This window comes from Paenibacillus sp. (assembly GCF_035645235.1).
Classification (GTDB): Bacteria; Bacillota; Bacilli; order Paenibacillales; family YIM-B00363; genus Paenibacillus_AE.
The window spans coordinates 1-22416 of sequence record NZ_DASQMZ010000012.1 but is presented as its reverse complement, the minus strand read 5'-3'; the positions used below and the strand labels follow the sequence as shown (position 1 = coordinate 22416).

Sequence of the window (22416 nt, the reverse complement as noted above, 5' to 3'; positions counted from 1 at the left end):
TTTTCGCCGCTCCGCCGCCAGCGACGCGGGACGAACCGAAGGAGGACACGAAACATGACGATCGTCATCATCGCCGACGACTTGACCGGCGCGAACGATAGCGGCATCCAACTTGCGAAGGCTGGTCTCGAGGTTTCCGTCGCGATGGATGCGGCCGATATTCCGACCGCAGCGCCCGACGTCATCGCTTACGACGCCGATAGTCGAGGGGACGATGCCGAAACCGCGTACCGCAAGGTGCGGGACGTCGCGGATCGCGCGGCCTCGCTTCGCCCCGCCCTCGTGTTCAAGAAGCTCGATTCTACGCTGCGCGGGAACGTCGGCGCGGAGATCGACGCCGTCTTCGACGCCTTGCGTCCGGACATCGTAGCGATCGCTCCGTCGTATCCGGCAGCGGGGCGCATCGTCCGCGACGGTTTCCTCTATGTGCACGGAAAGCTCCTGCACGAGACGGAGACGGCGAAGGATCCGAAGACGCCGGTCGCCACCTCGGACGTCGCGGCCCTCGTTCGCGCGCAATCGAAGCGGCCGTCCTCGCGTATCGTGCATGTCGGTCTCGCCGAGCTGGACTCGGAGGACGCACTATTCGCGAGGCTGCGCGAGCTGCTCGGGCAAGGGGGCGTCTACGTCGTCTTCGACGCCGCTTCGGACCGGGATTTGCGTACGATCGCCGGCGCCGTGGAACGGTTGAACGCGCATACGGTTTGGGCGGGCTCCGCGGGGCTTGCGGCATGCTTGCCTACCGGCGGACGGCTGCTGCAGCGCGCGGCGCCGCGTCCGAATTCCCCGCCCAGGGGGCCGGCGCTGACGGTCGTGGGCAGCTTGAGCAGACGCAGCCGAACGCAGCTGGAGCGGCTGCTGGCGCAGCCGGACGTCTACGGCATCGAGGCACGGTCGGTTGCGCTGGCCGGGAACGACGTCGAACGGAGCGCCGAGGCGGAACGGATTGTCAGCGCGGCGGCGGCGGCGCTCGGGGGCGGGCGAAGCGTCGCGGTGTATTCCAGCGAACCCGACGCGCACGCCCCCGCGCGGGAAGGAGCTAGCGATCGCATCGCGCAAGCGCTCGGCGCGATCGCTTGGGAAGCGGTGCAGCGCGCCGCGCCGGCCGGGGTCGTCCTGACGGGAGGGGACGTCGCGAGGCGGTTTTGCGACGCGGCGGGTCTCGGTACGTTCCGCTTGGCCGACGAGGTAGAGCCCGGCATGCCTGCCGGTTGCTTTCTAGGCGAATTCGCGGCCGTACACGGGATTACGAAGGCCGGGGCCTTCGGCTCCGATGCGGCGCTGGTGAAGGCGCTGCGATATTTTCAAAGGGAGGGGCCAACATGAACTTACCGATTGTCGGCATCACGATGGGGGACGGCGCCGGGGTCGGGCCGGAAATTATCGTGAAGGCGCTGGGGCATGCGGAGGTGTACGAACGCTGCAGACCTCTTGCGATCGGGGACGCCAAGCGGCTGGAGCAAGTTGCCCGCATTTGCGGCGCGGACGTCGCCGTTCGCCGCATCCGGGAAGTGGAGGAGGCGGCTTTCGCGCCCGGCGTATTGGATTGCATCGATCTCGACCTGCTGCCGAACGACCTGCCCTTCGGACGCGTTTCGGCCGAAGCCGGACGCGCCGCGTACGCCTATCTGGAAACCGCCGTAGGGCTTGCCCTAGACCGGCGCATCGACGCGATCTGCACCGCGCCGCTGAATAAAGAAGCGCTTCATGCGGGCGGGCATGCGTTCCCCGGTCATACGGAAATATTGGCGCACCTCACCGGAACAGAGAAAGTGTCCATGATGCTCGCGACGCCGAAGCTGAAGGTCATCCACCTCACGACCCATATCGGGTTGATCCAGGCGATCGAATCGATCACGCCGGAGCGGACCTACGAGGTCGTCAAGTTGGCGCACGGCACGCTGTCCGCCGGCGGCGTCGCGCATCCGCGCATCGGCGTGTGCGGCATTAATCCGCACGCGGGAGAGAACGGGCTCTTCGGCTACGGAGAGGAAGCGACGAAGCTGGCGCCCGGCATCGAACGGGCAAGGCTCGAAGGCATCGACGTCACCGGACCGTATCCGGCGGATACGTTATTTTATCGGGCGGCGCGCGGCGATTTCGACGTCGTCGTAGCCTGTTATCACGACCAAGGGCACGGTCCGGTGAAGGTGCTCGGCATCGAAGCGGGCGTTAACATCACGGTCGGCCTGAAGGGAGGCGTCGTCCGAACGTCCGTCGACCACGGCACGGCGTTCGACATCGCGGGGACGGGCGTCGCCGACGAGCGCAGCTTGCTCGAGGCGATCCGCATGGCGGCCGAGCTCTCGCCGAAGCCGTCGTCGGCCGCCGCCGCTACGCCGGCGGTCGACGGGCCGAACGAAGGAAAGGGGCGAATCGCGGATGACAAGAGCGCAGATCGATAAACCGCCGACCGTCTACTCCTTCTCGACGGCGCGACGCATCGTCGCGGGCGCCCGTTCGCTCGATACGATCGGTACGCTCGCGAAATCGATCTGCGAGGACGTACGCCGCGTGCTGATCGTGACGCAGCCGAGCATGACGAAGAACGGCGCGGCTGCGCGGACGGCGGCCTTGTTGGCTGCGGAAGGCATCGAGGCCGTCGTTCGAACCGGCATCCGTCCCGAACCGACGCAGGAGAACATCGAGTCGTTCCATCGCGCTCTGGACGGGGAGTCGTTTGACGCATACATCGGCCTCGGGGGAGGCAGCGTGCTGGACGCGACGAAGCTGCTTGCCGTCCTTCGGACGAACGCCGGCGGCATCGAAGGAATGTTAGGGGCCGATCGGGTGCGGTGCGCCGGCTTGCCGACGCTGCTCGTCCCGACGACCTCCGGAACGGGCTCGGAGGTAACGCCGAACGCGATCGTCACCTTGCCGGAACAAGAGCTGAAGGTTGCCGCCGTCAGCAGTCACCTATTACCGGCTGCGGCCATCCTCGACCCCGAGCTGACGCTCGGCTTGCCGGACGCGATCACGGCGGCGACCGGGATGGATGCCTTCACTCACGCGTTGGAGTCGTACCTGTCGAACAAGGCGAATCCCATGAGCGACATGTTCGCCCTGGAATCGATGCGCCGCATCTCACGCGGTATAATTCGAGCGTATCGGCACGGCGACGACTTGGCGGCTCGGGAGGATATGCTCATCGGATCGATGTACGGCGGGATGGCGCTCACCGGTGCGGGGACGGCGGCCGTTCACGCGCTCGCGTATCCGCTCGGAGGGAAATTCGGCATCGCCCACGGCGTCGCGAACGCGATGCTCCTCAGACATGTCATGGAGTTCAATATGGATGCCATCCAGGACCGGATGCGCCCGGTAGCGCAAGCGATGGGCATTCCCGGCGCCGACGACGCGGAGTCGGAGGCGCTGGCCGAACGGGTCGTCGACCGCATCTCGTCTTGGACGGAGCAGCTTCGCATCCCGCAGGATCTTTCGGCTTACGGCATCGCGGAGAGGGACATCCCGGAGCTGGCTGCCGCTGCTTCGAAGGTCACCCGCCTGCTGCAGAACAACCCGAAGCCGGTGTCCGTCGGCGATATGGAGCGAATGTATCGGCGCTTGTTGCCGCGATAGGAACGACCGCCTCGCGCGGTCCTCCGCGGACTTACTTCTAAGAGAGAGGGTTGACCTTATGTTCAAACCGGAAGGCATCGTCCCCGCCATGGTGACCCCCTTGCGCGACGATCAATCGCTGAATGAACCGGTGCTCCGCCAGCTGGTGCGCCGTTATATCGCCGCCGGCGTCCATGGCTTGTTCTGCCTCGGTACGAACGGCGAGTTTTTTTCCTTATCGTTCGAGGAGAAGGTCAAAGTGATCGAAATCGTCGTCGAGGAGGCGGGAGGGCGAGTTCCGGTATACGCCGGTACGGGCTGCGTCTCCACGCAGGAGACGATCCGGCTCACCGGCGAGGCGCGTCGCGTCGGCGCGGACGTCGCCTCGATCATTACGCCGTATTTTCTCGCCTATACGCAGCAGGAGCTGAAGGAGCACTTCCTTAGGGTCGCCGACGCGGCAGCCTTGCCCATTATTTTGTACAACATTCCGGGGAGGACGGGGAACGCCTTGCATCCGGCAACGGTCGCGGAGCTTACGCTCGTCCCGAATATCGTCGGCGTGAAGGACAGCAGCGGACAATTCGACAACCTCCTTCAATACATCGGCCTGTCCGGCAGCGGGTTTAGCGTATTGGCGGGCACTGATTCCTTAATATTGCCCTCGCTCTTCGCGGGCGGGAGCGGCGCGATCGCGGCGACGGCGAACGTCTTCCCCGAGGACGCCGTATCCGTCTACGAAAGCTGGAAGCGGGGAGCGTTCGAGGAAGCGAACGAAGCGCAAAACCGGCTGAACGCGTTCCGGAGCGTACTGTCGATCGGCACACTGCCTTCTGTATTGAAAGAAGCGATGATGCTTGCCGGCTACGACGTCGGTCCGCCCCGGTCGCCGGTGGCGCCTCTGGACGACGCGCAGCGGGAGCTGTTGAAGCGGGTCTACGGTTCATTGACATCGCCGATCGGGACTCATTCGTAAACGAACGACAGGAGGAACTGAACATGAACGATACGCGGACGACGACGCCCGCGCCCGGCGCGATGGAGCACTTTACGATTTATCGGAACGACCGGGAGTTTTGCTCCTGGCCCTTCAATGGGGGCATGTGGAAGCTGAAGAACGAGGAATTGCTCGTGGCCTTCGTGAAGACGCCCTGCGATTATTCGGTAGCCGCCAACCTAAGGCATACGCGCATCGAGACGTTCGGCAAGCTGGCGGCCGCGCGGTCGTCCGACGGCGGAGCGTCCTGGGGCGAGCCCGAGCCGATCGCCGACCAGATTCAACTCAGCGACGACTTGGTGTACGGCAAGCCGGGGAACTATTCGACCCCGTACGACTTCTCCGATCCCGATACGATCATAAGCTGTTTTTCCACCCCGAACACCGCCGATCCGAACGCCAAAGCTTGGATCCGAATATCCGGCGACGGCGGCCGGAATTGGGGGCCGGCGGTGTTGCTTCCGCATTGCCAAATTCCGCGTTACCAAGGCAGACCCTCGTATGTCGTTCGGCCGGACGGCGCCATCCTGTTATTTCTGACGGCGAAGCCGACGCATGCCGCTTACGACATGCCGCTCGTGTTTATCTCTTTTACGGGCGGCTGCCAATGGGGCTTGTTCTCGTTCATGCCGGGGAGCGATCTATATCGTACGATTTGCCCGTCGCCGGTCGTACTCGGCGACGGGCGCATCGCGGTCGCCGTGCGCTGCAAGCTCGACGTGAACGCAGTGTGGGACGAATTATACGTCTCCGACGACGGCGGCGTCAGCTGGTCCTTCGTCTCCCGGATCAACGACCACGGAGACACGGTGCACCTGACCGCGATGAAGGACGGACGGTTGTTCGCGATTTACGGCTTCCGCCTTCATTCTTATGGGCTTCGTGCGAAAATCAGCGAAGACGGCGGCGTCACTTGGGGACCCGAAATGATCATTCGCGACGACGGGGGCAGCTACGATCTCGGGTATCCGAGAGCGGTCGAGCTGTCCGACGGCTCGATCCTCGCGTCGTATTATTTCAACGATCGGACAGATCCGGTTCAAATAAACGGCGGCGTGCGGTACATCGCCGGAACGAAATTGAAGGTGTAAAGGGGATGCATGCGAATGGCGCGAGCGGCACGTCTGCTGATTACGAACGCGGATATTTACGTGCCGGGCTCGATTGTCCGCCGAGGCAGCATGCTCGTCGACGAGCGCGGGAAGATTGAAGCAGTGACGGAGGCGGGCCGCCTTCCGTCCGCGGACGGCGCCGTAACGATCGATGCGGCCGGCATGCGCTTACTGCCCGGTTTCGTGGATGTACACGTACATGGGGGCAACGGGTTTCGGATGATGAACGCGACGCCGCGGGATGTGGACGAGATGAGCCGCTTCCATGCGGAACGGGGCACGACGTCCTTTCTCGCGACGACGGACGCGGACGCCGAGGAGCGACTCGCCGCGGCGCTCGGGAACGCGGCGGATGCCCGGCGCCGGACGCTCCCGGGCGCGGCCTTGCTCGGCGTCCATCTGGAGGGGCCGTACCTTGATGCCGGGCGGGGCGGGGCGATGGACCGACGGAGCCTGCGGCCGCCCGATCGGAACGAGCTGCGGCGGCTGCTCGCCGCGTCGGAGGATTCGATTCGGCTCGTGACGATGGCGCCGGAGCTGCCCGGCGGGATGGAGACCGTCTCCTGGCTTGCGGACCGGGACATCACCGTGTCCATCGGTCATTCCGACGCTACGTACGACCAAGTCATGGAGGCGGTAAGTAGAGGCGCAAGGCATACGACGCATCACTTCAACGGCATGCGTCCGCTGCACCACCGCGAGCCCGGCGTCGCGGGCGCGGGGCTCGCGAATCCGAATCTCACGACGGAGCTGATCGCGGACGGCTTTCATGTTCATCCCGCCGTGGCGAAGCTGTTGTTCGACGTGAAGGGACCGGAGGGCGTATGTCTCGTCACGGACGCGGTGCAATGCGCAGGGCTGCCGGACGGCGAGTACGGCCACTGCCGGATGGTCGGCGGCATGGTGATGCTGCAGGATGGTTCCAGTTTGGCGGGAAGCTCGCTGACCACGATCCAGGCGCTGCGGAACATGGCGTCGTTCACCGGTTATTCGATTTCGCGCCTGCTGCCCGCGATCACCGAGACGCCTGCGAGGCAAGCCGGGGCGGCCGATCGGAAAGGATCGCTCGTCGCGGGCAAGGACGCCGATTTTTTGTTGGTCGACGCGAACCTTACGATCGAGGCGACGTACGTCGAGGGGCGCGAGGTGTACAGGAAGCCAGTTTAAAAATGGGGGAAGCCGCAGTATGATCATCGGAGTGCCGAAGGAATTGAAAAGCAACGAAAGCCGAGTCGCCTTGACGCCTACCGGCGCCCATACCCTTGTCGAAGCGGGCCATCAAGTCATCGTCGAGACGGGGGCCGGGGCGGGAAGCGGCTTCGCCGACGACGATTACGCTTCGGCGGGAGCGATCCTCGAGGAGAAGGCCTCGGACGTCTGGTCCCGTTCGGAGATGGTCCTGAAGGTCAAAGAACCGCTGCCTTCCGAATACGGCTATTTCCGCGAGGGCTTGCTGCTATTCACGTACCTGCACCTTGCCGCGGACCCCGAGTTGACGACCGCGCTGCTGGGAAAGGGCGTGACGGCCGTCGCATACGAGACGGTGGAAGTCGGTCGCAGCCTCCCGCTGTTGACGCCGATGAGCGAAATCGCCGGCCGCATGGCCGCCCAAATCGGCGCTCAATATCTAGAGCGCGTCAAAGGCGGAAAGGGCATTCTGCTCGGCGGCGTGCCCGGCGTGCAAAGGGGGAGGGTGACGATCGTCGGCGGCGGCGTCGTCGGGACGAACGCGGCGCGAATCGCCGCCGGACTCGGCGCGGACGTCACGATCCTCGATCAGAACGCGGAGCGGCTTCGACAGTTGGACGACTTGTTCGGCACGCGCGTGCAAACGCTCGTATCCAACCCGTCCACGATCGCCGAGTCGGTAGCTCAGGCGGATCTGGTTATCGGAGCGGTGCTCGTACCGGGCGCCAAGGCGCCTAAACTGGTGACGGAACGCATGATCCGCACGATGTCGCCCGGCTCCGTCGTCATAGACGTCGCGATCGACCAGGGCGGCATCTTCGAGACGGTCGACCGCATTACGACGCATGAGCGGCCCACGTACGAAAAGCACGGGGTCGTCCATTACGCCGTAGCGAATATGCCGGGCGCCGTGCCGAGAACGTCGACTTTGGCGCTGACCAACGCGACGCTCCCTTACGCGCTCCAGCTGGCGAACAAAGGCATCCGCCGAGCCATCGCGGAGAACGTAGCGCTTCGACAAGGGGTCAACGTCGCCGCAGGTCAGATTACGCACGCCGCCGTTGCGAATGCTTTGGGGTACGGCACGCTGCCGGTCGAAGAAGCGTTCGACGTAAAGATTACTGCGTAAACGCGGCATTGAGCTGTAGCCGATAGCGGCGAAAAGCAGGCGCAACAAGAAGGGGCCGACGGCCGGAAGCAGCATGGAACGCTGCCCCCGGCCGCCGGCCCCTCGCCGTGCGGCGGCGGAAGCGCGTTGCCGGTCTGCGCGCTCCAGCACCGTTCGACGTAGAAGCGGCAGCGTTCGGGGGAAAGGTTGAGCGATTTGTCCTTGTCCTGACCTTTGCAACGCGGGCACTATTTACAGAAAGTCCGGGTTCTGGCAAGATGGGAGTAACCTACCCGAGGGTGATGCGATGAAGCACTTGCTGCAGCGCTGGCTGCTCCGCCAGCTGTCGACGAAGCTGATCTTTACGATTTTGCTCCTCCTGTCGTTCGCCATCGCCTTCATCAGCACGCTGTATTCCTGGGCGTCCGCCCGCATGATCGCCGATAATGTAAGGGCTTCCACGAAACAATCCGCAAAGCAATCTGCGGATTATTTGTCGCTCCTCCTCGCGATTGGCAGCGACATGGGCCAACAAATATCCCGCGACGCGCGCATCCAGCAGGTCATTCAGGAGGAAGCGCAGGGGGGCCTGACGGTCGATCAAAAGTTCGATCATAAAGATACGGTGAACAACATTTTGAATAACGTAATGTATACGAGCTCCTTCGTACGCAGCGTCTATTTGCTCCGCGCGGAGGGAAGCAGCTGGGGGAGCGGCATGTTCAACGCTTCCAAGGTAATGCGGTATACGCTGACCGAGCACGCCTGGTACAACGACGTCGTCAGCGGCCGGACGGACGACCTGTGGCTGCCGCTTCAGTACGATCCGTTCAGCGGCGGCGGGGAAAACACGGAGCTCGTGCTGACGTTCGTGAAGCCGCTGCGCAACTTCGCCACGCGGGAGGCGGTCGGGGCGATCGTCGTCAACCTGGACGGGCAGCGTATTTTGCAGGCGGTCGACCGGATCCGGCTCGGGAAGACCGGGCGGTTCTTCGTGGTCGACGGGCGCGGCGAGGTCGTCGTCGCGTCGGAGCCGTCCTCGTGGGAACGGGCGGCGTCGAACGCCGAGCTGGACCGAAGGCTGCGGGCCGTCCGCGCCGAGGAAGCGGAGTTCGAGACGGACGTCGACGGCGCGCGGACGTACGTCGTGACGCGGAAGCTCGACAACGGCTGGACGATCGTGGGCACGGTGCCGGTGGCCGAAATTATCGGCGACATCGAGCGGATCCAGCGGACGATTTGGCTGTACGCCGGCGTGCTGCTCGCCTTCGCCTCGCTCGTCGGGTACATGTTCTCCAGACGAATCACGTCGCCGCTAAAGCATCTGATGAAGCAGATGAAGGAGATCGAGAAGAGCAACTTCAAGGCGCTCTCCGAGGTCGCCTCGCAGGACGAGATCGGGCAGCTCAGCCACCGCTTCAATCAGATGGTGCGTCAGATCGAAATTTTGGTCGAGCAGGTAAACCGCGTCGAGGCGAAGAAGCGGGAGGCGGAGATGCGGGCGCTGCGGCATCAGATCAATCCGCATTTCCTGTACAATACGCTCACCTCGATCCGTTGGATGATTAAGTTCGGCCGCAAGGAAGGCGCCTACGACGGCATCTCCGCCCTCGTGCAGCTGATGGAGGCGAGCATGGAGAAGAAGGGCGTGTTTTACCGTATCCGGGACGAGCTGGAGCTGCTGGAGAAATATATGGTCATTCAGCGGTTCCGGTACGGGGACGGCATTCGCCTCGAGGTCGAATGCCCGGAGCATTTGCTAGACGTCTCGATTCCCCGCATGCTGCTGCAGCCGATCGTGGAGAACGCCGTATTTCACGGGCTCGCCCCGAAGACGGACGGAGGGACGGTGAAGGTCATGATCGAAGCTTCGAACGACGCGCCGGAGTCGAACGCCGAGATCGCCGGAGACAGCGGGAAGAGCGGAAAGAGCGGCGGGAACGGCGAAAACGGCGGGAAGCTCGTGCTGCGCGTCGAGGACGACGGCCTCGGCATCCCGGCGGAGCGGATCGGCGGCTTGCTGCAGCGAACCGGTCAGCCTCGCTCGGGCGCGTTCGGGATCGGCCTCAACCACGTGCACGAGACGATCCAGCTGTATTACGGGGATCGCAGCGGCGTCTCCATCGAAAGCGAGCCGGGCGCGGGGACGCGCATTCGGCTCGAGCTGCGGCGAGCGGCGGGCGAACGCGATGCCGTATAACGTGTGGATCGTCGACGACGAGCCGATCATCCGGTTCGGCCTCGCCTCATGCGTCGACTGGGCGTCGGAGGGGCTCGCGCTCGCCGGCGAGGCGGCGAACGGGCAGGCCGCGCTGGCGCTCCTCGAGGAGCGCGGCTTCGACGCGGACATCTTGATCACGGACATCAAGATGCCGCTCATGGACGGCATCGAGCTGATCCGGCGCGTGAAGGCGCGGCGGCCGAACGTGAAGGCGGTGCTCGTGAGCAGCTACAGCGACTTCGAATACGCGCGCGAGGCCGTCAAGCTGGGCGTCGTCGTCGATTATTTGTTGAAGCCGACGATGGAGCCGGCGGACCTCGTCCGCATGCTTCGCGCGTGCAAGGAGCGGCTCGAGGAAGATCGGCTGCGCCATGCGAAGGAGGCGTGGATCGCGACCGAGGAGCGCCACCGGCGCATGCTCGGCTTCGAGGCGAAGCTGAAGGCGTACCTCGACGGCGCGGCGGAGCCTTCGTTCGATTGGAAGCCGGAGTGGGCGCAGGCCGACCTGACGATCGCAGTCTGGAAGCAAGACCGGACCGCCCTGCGGGAAGGTGCGCTGCATCGGATCGTGGCGCTGGAGACGGCGAGAGACAAGCTGAACGCGTGGTGCGAAGGCCGCGGCGCGGCGCTGCTCGCCGGCGAAGACGAGCTCGCGACGCTGCTCGCCGACCGGGGCGGCGGGGCGTGGGACGACCTCCGCGCGTTCCGGCAGCGGCTCGAAGACGAGGAAGGCCTTCGCTTTACGGTCGGGGTCAGCCCGCCGTTCCGCCGGTTTCCGGCGTCGCTGCGCGAGGCGTACGGCTTGGCGTCGGCCGCGCTCGAGCAGGCGTTCTTCCGCGGGCGGGGAGCATGCTACCTTGGGGGGATTCCGGCGGCGGCGACGGGCGTCGACGCGGCGTCGGCGGAGCGCGCGGAACGGCTGCGCGAGCAATTTTCCAAGGCGTTCGCGTCCGCGGACCGGGATCGGTGCGAAGCGATCTTCGAGACGCATGCGGCGCTGTGGACCGAGCCGCGGCGGTTCGCCCGCGCGGACATCGTCCAGCAGGCGCGCGGCCTTCTCATTATGATGTGGTCGCATCATTTCCGAAACAACACCGAGGAGACGATGCGCGCGATGATCGCGAAGCTGGAGGCGGTCGAGCGCGCGCCGACGCTGACGGAGCTGACCGCGTTCGTGCGGCGCGAATTGACGCGGCTGTGGGAGCCCGACAGCTTGCGGATCGTCGCGGACGACGCCGGCGGGGCGCATGTCATTCAGCTGGCGCTGTCCTACATTCAGGAAAATTACCGGAGGGACATCTCGCTGCAGGAGGTCGCCGATACCGTGCACATGAGCAAAAATTATTTCAGCGAGCAGTTCAAGCGGCGCACGGGACTGGGCTTCATCGATTTCGTCATCCGGCTGCGCATCCATTACGCGAAGCATCTGCTCGAGCACACGGGCATGCGCGTGCACGACGTCGGACTCGAATCCGGGTTTAACAGCCCGAAGCATTTCCTGAAGCTGTTCAAGCGCATGGCCGGCTGCACCCCCGCCGAGTATCGGGAGAAGCGGGCGAAGCCGAAGGAGGGGGACGACTAATGCGCATATTCCGAAAATGGTCCCCCGCCGCGTTCTTCCTCCTCGCCGCGCTGTCGCTGTCCGCCTGCATGCGCGTTTCGCTCGCGCCGGACGACGCGCCGCCGGCTCCCGCGCCGGAGGCGGCGCCGCATGTCGCGACGCTGGAGTTCTGGCACACGTATAGCGACCTCGAGACGAAGGTGTTTCTCGAGCAGGTGCTGCCGCTCTTCCATCGGCAGTATCCGCATATCCGGATCGACGCCGTGCGCAAGGACTATACGGATCAGCTCAAGGATACGGTGCTCGCGGCCGTCGCCGACAACAAGGCGCCGGACGTCATGCGGATGGACATTATTTGGGTGCCGGAGTTCGCGAAGCGCGGCGCGCTCAGCGACGTATCGGCGCTGCCCGGCTTCCAAGACATTCGCGGTCAGTTTATCGGCTCGCTCATCCAGACGAATCAGTACAAGGGCTCTTATTACGGATTGCCCGTCAACGCGAACACCCGCGCCGCGATTTTCAATACGCGCCTCTTGCGCGAAGCCGGGCTCGACGCGCCGCCGGCGACGTTCGACGAGCTCGCGGACGCGGCTCGGCGGCTGAAGCGGACGCATCCCGACGCGTACGGCATCGGGATTTGCTGCTCGAACGGCTGGGGGTCGCTGCCGTATTTCTGGACGCTCGGCGGGGAGCTGACGGACGATGCGTATGCGCGGGCGACCGGCTACTTGAACGGGGAAGGAAGCCGGGCGGCGCTCTCCAAGCTGAAGGCGTGGCTCGACGAAGGCATCGTCAGCCCGTCGATTACCGGCGGCACGCCCGGCACGTGGGACGGCATCCTGAAGGGGCAGCTGCTCATGATCGACGACGCGCATTGGTTTTATACCGTGAACGAGACGGGGCCGAACCGGCCGCTGCTGGCGGACGTCGTCTCGTCGCCGTTCCCGGACGACGTCCGCGTCGGCACGTCCGTGCTCGGGGGCGAAAATTTAGTGTTGTTCGAAAGCAGCGGCAACAAGCAGGAGGCTTGGACGTTCATGCGCTGGATGACGACGGAGGAGCCGCAGCGGCTGATGGCGGAGACGGGCCTCATTCCGACGATCAAGCACCTGCAGGCGAAGAACGATAACCCGCTGTTCGCGACGTATCTCGAGCAGCTGAGCGACGCCCGTCCGCGCCCGCCCGTGCCGGCCTGGACGGACATCGAGGACGTGTTCGCGCGCATGATAGAGCGCATCATGACGGGCGAGCAGTCCGTCGAGGCCGCGACCGACGAAGCCGCGAAGCGGATCGACGCGTTGCTGCGGGAATAGCGGAAACTAGGATAGGAAGGAGCATATCGATGGGAAAAGGAACTCGAAAGAAGGTTGCATGGCTGCTTGCTCTTCTCTCGCTTGCGGCCGCGGTCGGCCCATGGGGCGCCGCGGCCGCCGCCGAGGCGAACGTGCGGGTGTTTCTCGACGGCCGGCCGCTCTCCTTCGAGAAGGCGCCCGTGCTGGCGGACGGCTATACGCTCGTCCCCATGCGGGCGATCTTCGAAGCGTTGGGCGCCGCGGTGGCGTACGAAGCCGATACGAAAACCGTAACGGCGGTGAAGGAATATACGACGATTCGATATAAGATCGGAGAACGGGAAGCGACAAAGAACGGAGACCTTGTCGCGCTTCCCGTCGAAGGGCGGCTCCTCGACGGCGTCACGTACGTTCCATTGCGCTTCGTCGCCCGAAGCTTCGGGTCGTTCGTCAGTTGGGAGGGCGGGTCGAACGCCGTAATCGTTTCGACCCCGCCCAAGCACGCGGCGACGGTGGAGGAGGTCGTGGACGCGAGGACGCTCAAGGTCTCCTTCGAGCAGGAAGGCGTCTATACGGTCCGACTGATCGGCGTCTCCCCGCTCGAGACGTACCGGGAAGAGGCCGACGCTTACGCGGCGGAACGGCTGGCGCCCGGCAGCCTCGTGTGGCTCGAGACGGACGAGCGGGAGAAAGAACTCGACGGAACGATTCGGGCGTACGTATTTTTTACCGAAGGGGCGTTCTACAACGCGGAGCTTGTGGCGCAAGGGTACGCGTCGGCGCTTGCCGAAGCGCCCAACTCGCGTTGGGACGCGCTATTCGCCGCTTTGGAAGCCGACGCGCGGCGCGCCAACCGCGGAGGCTGGGCGGTCGAGCCGCCGTCTCCGCAAGCCAAGTGAACAGTGACCCGTAAGATGGACACTTTGAAAGAAGTGACCCTCTTACGGGTCATTTGTTTCTAGGCGCCGATTACGGGTTCGCGCGATACCGGATGCGGTCGTCAGCGGGACTTGGCTGTTCTACCTATTAGGAAGGGCAGCTTTGGGGTTTCCGTCGATTAGGCAAATTCCTCGATTTACGCGGTTGGCCAATTTGCCGAACCTGCCGGGTCCGCTTGGGCAGATTCCGGCGAGGCGCGCAAGATGTCGCTTTATTTCCGGATCGACCGGAATATTCTGCACCAAGCGCAGCGAATCGAGTCGATGGCGCGCGAAGAGAGGAAGATCGCGCACCTATCCGGGAAGTTCGTCAATCGGCGCGGCGCCTCCCCCTCGCTACAATGAAAGCGTAACCACAAACCGCTGGAGGGGAAAAAAGAATGAGAGCATCAAGTACAAAGATAACGAAGCTCGCAATGCTGCTGCTGGCCGTCGCGCTGCTGCTCGCGGCATGCGGCGGAGCCGCGGAGACGGGGTCGTCCGGTACGGACGCGCCGGCGAACGGCGGCAACGCGCCAACCGAGACAAAGACCGCCGATTCTGCGCCGGCGCCGCAGGAGAAGCCCCCGGAGCCGGTCACCGTCGAGTTTTGGCATGCGTACGGCGAAGGGGAAGAGAAGGTGCTGCTCGAGGAAGTGCTCCCGAAATTTAAAGAGCAGTTCTCGCATATTACCGTGAACGCGACGCGGATGCCGACGGAGAACCTCGATCAGCAGGTCATTACGGCGGCGGCGGGCGGCGCGGTGCCGGACATTATGCGCATGGACAACACGTGGATCGCGCGCATGGCGAAGGAAGGCGTGCTGCAGCCGGTCGACGGCTTCCCGGGCTTCGATCAGATCGTGGCGGATTCCTTCGAAGGGCCGATGTCCACAAACTACTACAACGGGCAGTATTACGGCGTGCCGCTCGACACGAACACGAAGATCGCCATTTACAACAAGGAACTGCTCGCGGAGGCGGGCGCGGCCGAGCCGCCGAAGACGATCGACGAGCTCGTGACGCTCGCTCGCAACCTGAAGGCGAAGGGCAAGTTCGGCATCACGATCGGCGGACCCGACGCATGGAACATGCCGCCTTGGTTCTGGACGCTCGGGGGCCGCATCACGGACGACAAATACACGGTGGCGACCGGCTACCTGAACGGCGACGCGAGCGTGAAGGCGCTCGAGACGATCGTCGCGTGGAACGACGAAGGGCTGCTCGCGCCGCCGATTCTCGGCGGACAGCCGGGCACATGGGAAGGGCTGCGAGGCGAAGAAGGCAAGCCGGCTTCGTACATGATGATTAACGAAGGGCCGTGGTTCTTCGGCATTCTCGGCGACGCCGTCAAGGATACGATGATTCCCGCGAAGATGCCGAACGGCCCCGACGGGAAGAGCCACTCGGTCATCGGCGGCCAAGACCTCGTGCTCTTCAAGGGCGCGAAGCAGCCGGACGCGGCATGGGCGTTCGCCCAGTTCATGCTCTCCGAAGAAATTCAAACGCTCATGGCGGTAAAGACGGGCGCAATCCCGACGAACAAGGCCGCGGCGTCCGCGGAGGCGCTCAAGGAAGTGTACTACTTCGACGAGTACGTCGCCGAGATGGAAACCGCGCTCGCCCGCACGCCGAGCGCCAACTGGAATCAAATCGGCGATCTGTTCGGCAAAGCGTTCGAGCGGGCGCTCCGCAAAGAAGCGACGCCGAAACAGGCGCTCGACGAGGCGGCGGCGGAAATCGACAAGCTGCTGAAGGAATAACCGCGGCGGCGCGCGCCGCGCAGCGACGAGGACGGCCGGCCCGAGCGCCGGCCGTCTTTCGATTCGCCGCCGCCCGCAGGAAGGAGCGATCCATGCGATGGCCAAAGCGTTGAGGCAATATCTCCAGGCGGCGCCGTTCCTCTCGGTCGGCTTCGCCATGACCTGCGTGTTCGTCCTGTACCCGCTGGTTAAGGGCATGTATATCAGCTTGTTCGAGTATAAGGTCGTCGATCCGTCGCTGAGCGTCTTCGTCGGCTTCGAGCATTACGCCCGCGCGCTGCAGGACGCAAGCCTGCTGACGGCGCTGCGCAACACCGTCCTGCTCGCGATCGTCACCGTGCCGGGCCAATGGGCGCTCGGCATCTTCGCCGCCATGCTGATCAATCTGCAATTCATCCGGTTCAAAGTGTTCTTCCGCCTCGTCTACTACTTGCCGGTCATCAGCTCATGGATCGTCGTGAGCTACCTGTTCCAATTTCTGTTTTCCGACGGCCGCAGCGGCATCGTCAATTACTTGCTCGTCGACGTGCTGCGCCTGCTGCCGGAGCCTGTCGCCTGGCTGCAAAACACATGGACGGCGAACGTCGTCGTCTGGCTCGTCAGTATTTGGAAAGGCGTCGGCTGGGTCATGATCATGTACCTCGCGGCGCTGCAGTCGGTGCCGAAGTCGCTGTACGAGGCCGCGCAGATCGACGGCGCGAAGGGCGTCGCCTCGTTCGTGAACATTACGCTGCCGCTGCTGCGGCCGATGACGGCATACGTCGTCATCAACCTGATCGTCGGAGCGTTCCAGGCGTTCATCCAAGTGTTCCTCATTACGAAGGGCGGGCCGCTCGATTCGACGCACCTGCTCAACACGTACATGTTCAAGCACGCCTTCGAATATTTCGATTTCGGCTACGGCGCCGCGCTCAGCGTCATGATGGGCCTCCTCATCTTCGTCTTCACGTACAGCCAGCAGCGAACGTTCGGCAAAGACCGAGTTGAATACTAAGGCGAAGGGGGCCAACAACGAAAATGAAACGAACGACGACCTCCTGGCTCGTCCACATTGTCCTCTTGCTCGGCATCGGCTTCGTCATCGGTCCGTTCGTCTACATGATCTTGACGTCGCTGACGACGGACAATTTCAGCCTGCCGAGCCCGTATAAGCTCATGAACAGCGAGAAGACGCTGACAAACTATTTCGAGGCGTGGAACAAAAACCACTTTTCGCGCTATTTCGTCAACAGTCTGTTCGTCTCGGCGACGACGATGGTTTGCTCGCTTGCGGCGGCCACGATGACGGCCTATGCATTTGCAAGACTTCCATTTCCCGGGAAAGAGTGGCTGTTCAAGCTGTTTCTGTTCTCGATGTTCGTGCCGGGCATCCTGAACTTGATCCCGCAGTTCACCATCCTGAAGTCGTTCGGGCTCGTAGACACATACGCCGGCCTCATCCTGCTGTACGTCAGCACCGGCGTCGTCGGCAGCACGTTCTTCCTGCGCGGCTTCTTCGAACGCATCCCGACGGAGCTGGAAGAATCGATCGTCATCGACGGCGGCGGGCGGTGGACCATTTTCCGAAAAATATATATTCCGCTCTCGCTGCCGGCGATCGGCACGCTCGGCATCTTCGCCTTCTCGGGCACCTGGGACGAATTTATCGCGGCGCTGACGCTCATCAAGACGCAGGAGCACCGAACGCTGCCGATCGCGCTGCAGCTGTTCCGCGGCCAGTACGCCACGTATTACGGCCTGTTTTTCGCCGCGTCGATGATGGCGCTGCTGCCGATCATCGTTATCTTCGTCATTTTCCAGAAGCAATTCGTCAACCCGAACCTGTCGGAGGGCAGCGTGAAGGGATAACCTACAACACCCAAGGAGTGGAAAACGATGCCAACGCCGCAATCCATTCTCATCGCGCCCGATAAGGCCCAGTACCTGCCGGGGGAGCCGGCCAACCTCGCTTTCCGCCGCGCCGACGGGCGTCCGCTCGCCGGCTGGCGCTATGAACTAACGGTGCTCGAGCTCGCTCGTCCGGCGTACGAGGCGCAGGGCGCATGGCCGGCGGATGAGCGGGCCGAGACGTCCGTCGAGATCCCCGCGTTTCCCGCCGGATCGGGCGCGTACGGCGTTTTTGCCGTTCTCGTCGACCCGGACGGGGAGCGGCACGAAGCCGAAACCGCGTACGACGTCGCCGCGCACTGGCGGGAGGCGCCGCGGTACGGCTTCCTGAGCGACTTCGCGCCGGAGGAGGCGGGCATGACGGAGGACGCCGATTTTTTGCGCCGGCACCATATCAATCTCGTCCAGTTTTACGACTGGATGTACCGGCACGACCGACTGCTGCCGGACGAGGACGAGTTCGTCGACCCGCTCGGCCGGCGCATGTCGCTCGAGGTCGTGCGAGGGAAAATCGCGGCGCTGCACGAACGCGGCATCGCTTCGATGGCGTACGTCGCCGTGTACGGCAGCTTGCCGGACTATATCGAGCGCCACCCGGAGCAAGGACTGTACCAGAACGACGGGAAGGCGCACGCGCTCGGGAACTTTTTCTATATCATGGACATCTCCGAGGACTCCGCGTGGACGGCGCATATGCTGGACGAGTACGAGCGCGCGGTGAAGGCGATGTTTTTCGACGGCGTGCACCTCGATCAGTACGGCTTCCCGAAGAAGGCGATTCGCCGGCGGGGGGGCGGGGCCGACGTCGTCGCGCTCAAGGAGCTGTACCCGCGCTTCATCGATCTCGTGCGAGAGCGGATGTCCCGGCTCGGCGAGGGGCTCGGCGTCGTGTTCAATAACGTCGGCAACTACCCGACGCACACGACGGCTGCCGCAGGCCAGGACATCATGTATATCGAGGTGTGGGACCCGGCGACGCATCTGCGCGACTTGAAGGCGATCATCGATCACGCCCGGCAGCGCTCCGGCAAGCAGACGGTGCTAGCGGCATACTTGCCGTGGTTTCACCCGGACCGCTCGCACGAGGCGGAGCAGGCCGAGATCGGCGGAACGCTCGCCATGGCGACGATCTTCGCGAGCGGGGGCTACCATCTGCTGCTCGGCGAAGCGGGCGGCGTGCTCGCGGATCCGTATTTCCCGAAATACGGCCGCCCGTCGGAGCGGTTCTTGTCGACGCTCGGGCGGTACTACGACTTTATCGTCATGTACCGGGAGCTGCTGTTCGATCTCGCGCTCGACGACGTGTCCATGGCGTTCACCGGCGGCATCAACACGGAGGTCGTCTTCGCGAAGGACGGCGTCGGCTTCGCGCCGAACGGACGCCCGAACGCCGTCTGGACGTTCGTGAAGGAGAAGCCCGGATTTTTCGTAGTGCACCTCATTAATCTGCACGGCGTCGACGACGACGTCTGGCACGCGGGGAAGACGCGGCCGCCTGAGCCGCTGCGCGACATCGAGGTCAAGGTCGAGCTGTGGGAGGACATCGAGGGCGTCTACTGGGCGTCGCCGGACGGCGGCGGGTTGCGCCCGCACCGGCTGGACTACGACTTCGTCCCGAAGGGCGGGGGCGTCGGCAACTATGTCCGCTTCACGCTGCCGCGGCTCGACTATTGGACGCTTGCGTGGGTGCAGCTGCGCGCCGGCGTCCCGGCGGCGGCGTTATGATGACGAGGCGCCGCGCCTCGCGAGACGGGCTTTCCGCCCGGTCGCGAAGCGCGGCGTCTTTGTTTTCGCGGCGTCGGAAAAAACAGTACCCAAATCTCAAATTATCGGACTACCTTTTCCAAATCGCCGGAATTAGTATGGAGTGACGCGAGAGCCTACCTCTATTCGGGCAGCGCGTATGGCGGAAACAAGGCGAGTTAGCGGAAGATGGAACGCTTTTCCGTGAAAGACGGAACGCCCTCCCAAGAAAGTCGGAAGTGCGTTCCTAGTTTCGGGCGAACGAGGTGCCCGGAGTCGGGTGGGGCGCGGCCAAGTGGGAACGGAGTTCCCCGAAAGAAGGAACGCCTTTCCGAAAAAGTGGGAAGTGTGTCCCCGCTTGTGTTATGAGGTGGTGAGTCCAGACGCCGGCGCGCACGGAAAAGTGGGAAACGAGGCGAGTTAGCGGAGAACTCCGGTAAATCGGCGGGAAAGCGGGGAAAACGGGGCGAGTTAGCGGAGAACTCCGGTAAGTCGGCGGGAAAGCGGGGGAAACGGGGCGAGTTAGCGGAGAACTCCGGTAAATCGGCGGGAAAGCGGGGGAAACGGGGCGGCGGCGGTCGCCTCCGGCAGCGGGAGATCGCCGACAGACGGCGTTGAAGATGCCGAGGGGGTTCATTTTCGAGGAAGGTAATGACATTCGGGCAACCTCACTTTAGAATGAAATTATTACTAATGCGGTCCGAAGTTTTGCAGGATTGTCCGAAGGGCGGGGAAGGCGTGTACCTCGATCATTTCGTGTTCCGGCTGCGGCTGCAGTTCGCGGATCACCTCATCGCCACGACGACCCGCACGATCATCGCCATCGCACCCGATTCCGAATTCCGGAAGGAGCACCCTTATGAGCGACAAGCTGATTCGCATTTTCAATATTTTGACCGCGATCCAGGCGAACCCCGGCATCTCGGCGGCGGACCTCGCGTTCAAATGCGACGTCGACGTACGCACGATTTACCGCGATATGGAGCTGATCTATTTAATCGCGCCCGTCACGAACGAGGGCAAAGGCACCGGCTACCGCTTCATGGGCCGCTTCGCGCTCACGCCGCTCAACTTTACCGAGCAGGAGTCGCTCGCCTTCTCGATGCTGCCCTCCTTCGTCGACAAGGACAAGCTGCCGCCGGGGTTCGAATCGGCGTACGACAAGGTGATGGCGACGCACCGGAAAGAGAAGGCGCGGCGCAGCGACGTCATCGGCGACATCGCGGGCATTATTCAGATGGGCACGCCGGCGTACCGCAAGGAAAGCAAAAATTTCCTCGAGCCGATCATCAAGGCGATTCTCGAGCAGCGGACGATCGAGACGGTGTACCATACGCAATCCCGGAACGAGACGACCGAGCGCAGCATTGACCCGTACTACCTCGTCCCGCGCAACCAGCAATTTTACCTAATCGGGTATTGCCATCTGAAGAACGAGGTGCGGACGTTCCGGCTGAGCCGGTTCCAGAAGGTCAAGCCGACGGACGCGTTCTTCAATAAGAGCGATTTCAGTATTAAGAAACATCTGAAAAACACCTGGTCGATCGAGCAGGGCGACAAGAACATTACGTTCAAGGTGCGTTTCAGCGCCGACATCGCCCGGTACGTGAAAGAAGAGGAGCTGTTCGTCCATCCGCGCATGAAGGACCATAAGGACGGCAGCATGACGTTCGAGGTGACGGTGAATAACGAAAAGGAGTTCCTGCGCTGGATTCTCCAATACGGACCCGCCGCGGAAATTCTCGAGCCGAAGTCGGTGCGGGAGTCGATGCGAAGCATGCTGAGCGAGTGGATGGACGTGTATAAATAAAGGTTGATGCTGTAATGAATGCAGGAATCTGTCCCCGCGGAAGGAGAGCGAAACAAGTGGCGAAGAGAACGGTTCTGGTGGGAACGGACTGGTGGACCGATTGCGACGACGTCGTCGCGATGCGAGTTCTCGTCTGGGCGGAGAAGCGAGGCATGATCGACATCGCGGCGATCGGCATTAACGCTTGTATGGAGCATTCGGTCGCTTCGCTGGATGCGTTCCTAACGGCGGAGGGCAGACCGAACGTCGCGATCGGCATCGATCGGGAAGCGACGGATTTCGGCGGGAATCCGCCGTATCAGCGCAATATGCTCGCTTATCCGCATGCAAGGACGTCGAACGACGAGGCGGAGGATGCGGTGCGGTTGTACCGCAGAGCGCTTGCCGAAGCGGCCGGGACCGTGGACGTGATCGAGATCGGTTATCCGCAGGTGTTGGCCGGGCTGCTCCGCAGTCCGGGCGACGACCTCTCTCCGATTACGGGGGCGGAGCTGGTCGCGGCGAAGGTCGGCAAACTGTGGATGATGGCGGGCAACTGGGAAGACCCGGCGGGCGGCCTCGAAAATAACTTCGCGAGGAACGCGCGGTCCCGAGCTGCAGGCAGCTACGTCTGCGAGCATTGGCCGACGCCGATCACGTTCCTGGGTTGGGAAACGGCGAACGAAATTTTGACGGGCGGAACGCTTCCTCCCTCGGACATCGTAGCGCAAGCGCTTCGCGATCATGGCTCCGCGAACGGCCGAAGCTCTTGGGATCCGATGCTGGTGCTGCTCGCCTGCATCGGCGACGAGGAAGGCGCCGGATACGGGAGAGTGTTCGGTACGGCCCGTGTCGACGCGGAGACGGGAAAGAACCGTTTCGTCGCCGCGCCGGACGGCAAGCACGCATATGTAACGAAGGCGAGGAAGAACGAATATTACCGGGACGCCATCGATCGAATTCTGGAAGAGGTACATAAGCGTTAGGGAGGGCCGGCGCCGCGATCAGGAGCCCTTGCCTGTATCGGAAATTACGATGGATTTGTTCGCGGGTTCCGGGTAGACCGGGGCGGCGCTGTCCCGATTGGCGTCGACGAACCTCGCCATATCCGTCACGACGTTGTCGTCCCAATTGTGCCCCATGCCTTTGTAGACCATGAAATTCGCGCTGCCGCCGTGCGCAAAAAATAACAACTTCGATCGCTCCCAGCGATTCGGGTACATTTTCTCGCCGAGAACGACTTTAATCAGTCGATTTTCTTCCGGTCCGAACGTATCCGG

General features: G+C 63.4%; 19 protein-coding genes. 18 read left to right on the top strand and 1 reads right to left on the bottom strand.

Annotated features, from left to right (window positions below; genetic code table 11):
* The first annotated feature begins 54 nt into the window (after positions 1–54).
* The 18 genes from VEZ38_RS00840 (at position 55) to VEZ38_RS00755 (ending at position 22122) form a co-directional block, all read left to right on the top strand.
* Complete coding sequence (locus tag VEZ38_RS00840) at positions 55–1326, top strand: four-carbon acid sugar kinase family protein (RefSeq protein ID WP_324890978.1); 1272 nt, start codon at positions 55–57, stop codon at positions 1324–1326.
* Positions 1323–2405, top strand: a complete 1083-nt coding sequence (pdxA, locus tag VEZ38_RS00835; protein WP_324890976.1) for a 4-hydroxythreonine-4-phosphate dehydrogenase PdxA — start codon at positions 1323–1325, stop codon at positions 2403–2405. Before VEZ38_RS00840 ends, pdxA begins: the two co-directional genes overlap by 4 nt.
* Positions 2383–3579 (top strand): iron-containing alcohol dehydrogenase, encoded by a 1197-nt coding sequence (locus tag VEZ38_RS00830; RefSeq protein ID WP_324890974.1) that lies wholly within the window; start codon positions 2383–2385, stop codon positions 3577–3579. The genes pdxA and VEZ38_RS00830 overlap by 23 nt, the downstream gene beginning before the upstream one ends.
* A 58-nt stretch (positions 3580–3637) precedes the next feature.
* The gene (dapA, locus tag VEZ38_RS00825) at positions 3638–4534 is read left to right on the top strand and encodes a 4-hydroxy-tetrahydrodipicolinate synthase (RefSeq protein WP_324890972.1); all 897 of its coding nucleotides are present in this window, start codon (positions 3638–3640) and stop codon (positions 4532–4534) included.
* Positions 4535–4557: 23 nt separating this feature from the next.
* Positions 4558–5646 carry a sialidase family protein gene (locus tag VEZ38_RS00820; RefSeq protein WP_324890970.1) on the top strand — a complete coding sequence of 363 codons (1089 nt, stop codon included), beginning with the start codon at positions 4558–4560 and terminating at the stop codon, positions 5644–5646.
* Between the two features lie 15 nt (positions 5647–5661).
* Positions 5662–6834: an N-acetylglucosamine-6-phosphate deacetylase gene (gene nagA, locus VEZ38_RS00815; RefSeq protein WP_324890968.1), complete on the top strand. Its 1173-nt coding sequence runs from the start codon at positions 5662–5664 to the stop codon at positions 6832–6834.
* A gap of 19 nt (positions 6835–6853) precedes the next feature.
* Positions 6854–7984 carry an alanine dehydrogenase gene (ald, locus tag VEZ38_RS00810; protein ID WP_324890966.1) on the top strand — a complete coding sequence of 377 codons (1131 nt, stop codon included), beginning with the start codon at positions 6854–6856 and terminating at the stop codon, positions 7982–7984.
* 286 nt (positions 7985–8270) lie between these two features.
* Entirely contained in the window at positions 8271–10163 is a 1893-nt protein-coding gene (locus VEZ38_RS00805) for a sensor histidine kinase (protein ID WP_324890964.1), read from the top strand.
* The gene (locus VEZ38_RS00800; RefSeq protein ID WP_324890962.1) at positions 10153–11766 is read left to right on the top strand and encodes a helix-turn-helix domain-containing protein; all 1614 of its coding nucleotides are present in this window, start codon (positions 10153–10155) and stop codon (positions 11764–11766) included. The genes VEZ38_RS00805 and VEZ38_RS00800 overlap by 11 nt, the downstream gene beginning before the upstream one ends.
* Positions 11766–13058, top strand: coding sequence for an extracellular solute-binding protein (locus VEZ38_RS00795; protein WP_324890960.1), 1293 nt, complete (start codon positions 11766–11768; stop codon positions 13056–13058). Before VEZ38_RS00800 ends, VEZ38_RS00795 begins: the two co-directional genes overlap by 1 nt.
* A 29-nt stretch (positions 13059–13087) precedes the next feature.
* The gene (locus tag VEZ38_RS00790) at positions 13088–13936 is read left to right on the top strand and encodes a stalk domain-containing protein (RefSeq protein WP_324890958.1); all 849 of its coding nucleotides are present in this window, start codon (positions 13088–13090) and stop codon (positions 13934–13936) included.
* A 243-nt stretch (positions 13937–14179) separates the two neighbouring features.
* Positions 14180–14320 (top strand): hypothetical protein, encoded by a 141-nt coding sequence (locus VEZ38_RS00785; RefSeq protein ID WP_324890956.1) that lies wholly within the window; start codon positions 14180–14182, stop codon positions 14318–14320.
* A gap of 35 nt (positions 14321–14355) precedes the next feature.
* Positions 14356–15717 carry an extracellular solute-binding protein gene (locus VEZ38_RS00780; RefSeq protein ID WP_324890954.1) on the top strand — a complete coding sequence of 454 codons (1362 nt, stop codon included), beginning with the start codon at positions 14356–14358 and terminating at the stop codon, positions 15715–15717.
* A 97-nt stretch (positions 15718–15814) separates the two neighbouring features.
* Positions 15815–16711 (top strand): sugar ABC transporter permease, encoded by an 897-nt coding sequence (locus VEZ38_RS00775; RefSeq protein WP_324890952.1) that lies wholly within the window; start codon positions 15815–15817, stop codon positions 16709–16711.
* A gap of 23 nt (positions 16712–16734) precedes the next feature.
* Positions 16735–17565: a carbohydrate ABC transporter permease gene (locus tag VEZ38_RS00770; RefSeq protein ID WP_324890950.1), complete on the top strand. Its 831-nt coding sequence runs from the start codon at positions 16735–16737 to the stop codon at positions 17563–17565.
* A 27-nt stretch (positions 17566–17592) separates the two neighbouring features.
* Entirely contained in the window at positions 17593–19329 is a 1737-nt protein-coding gene (locus VEZ38_RS00765; protein WP_324890948.1) for a glycoside hydrolase family 66 protein, read from the top strand.
* Between the two features lie 877 nt (positions 19330–20206).
* Positions 20207–21157 carry a WYL domain-containing protein gene (locus tag VEZ38_RS00760; protein WP_324890946.1) on the top strand — a complete coding sequence of 317 codons (951 nt, stop codon included), beginning with the start codon at positions 20207–20209 and terminating at the stop codon, positions 21155–21157.
* Between the two features lie 56 nt (positions 21158–21213).
* Positions 21214–22122, top strand: a complete 909-nt coding sequence (locus VEZ38_RS00755; protein WP_324890944.1) for a hypothetical protein — start codon at positions 21214–21216, stop codon at positions 22120–22122.
* 18 nt (positions 22123–22140) lie between these two features.
* Here the strand turns inward: VEZ38_RS00755 and VEZ38_RS00750 are convergent.
* A partial coding sequence (locus VEZ38_RS00750; protein WP_324890942.1) for a hypothetical protein occupies positions 22141–22416 on the bottom strand: 276 nt, incomplete at its 5' end.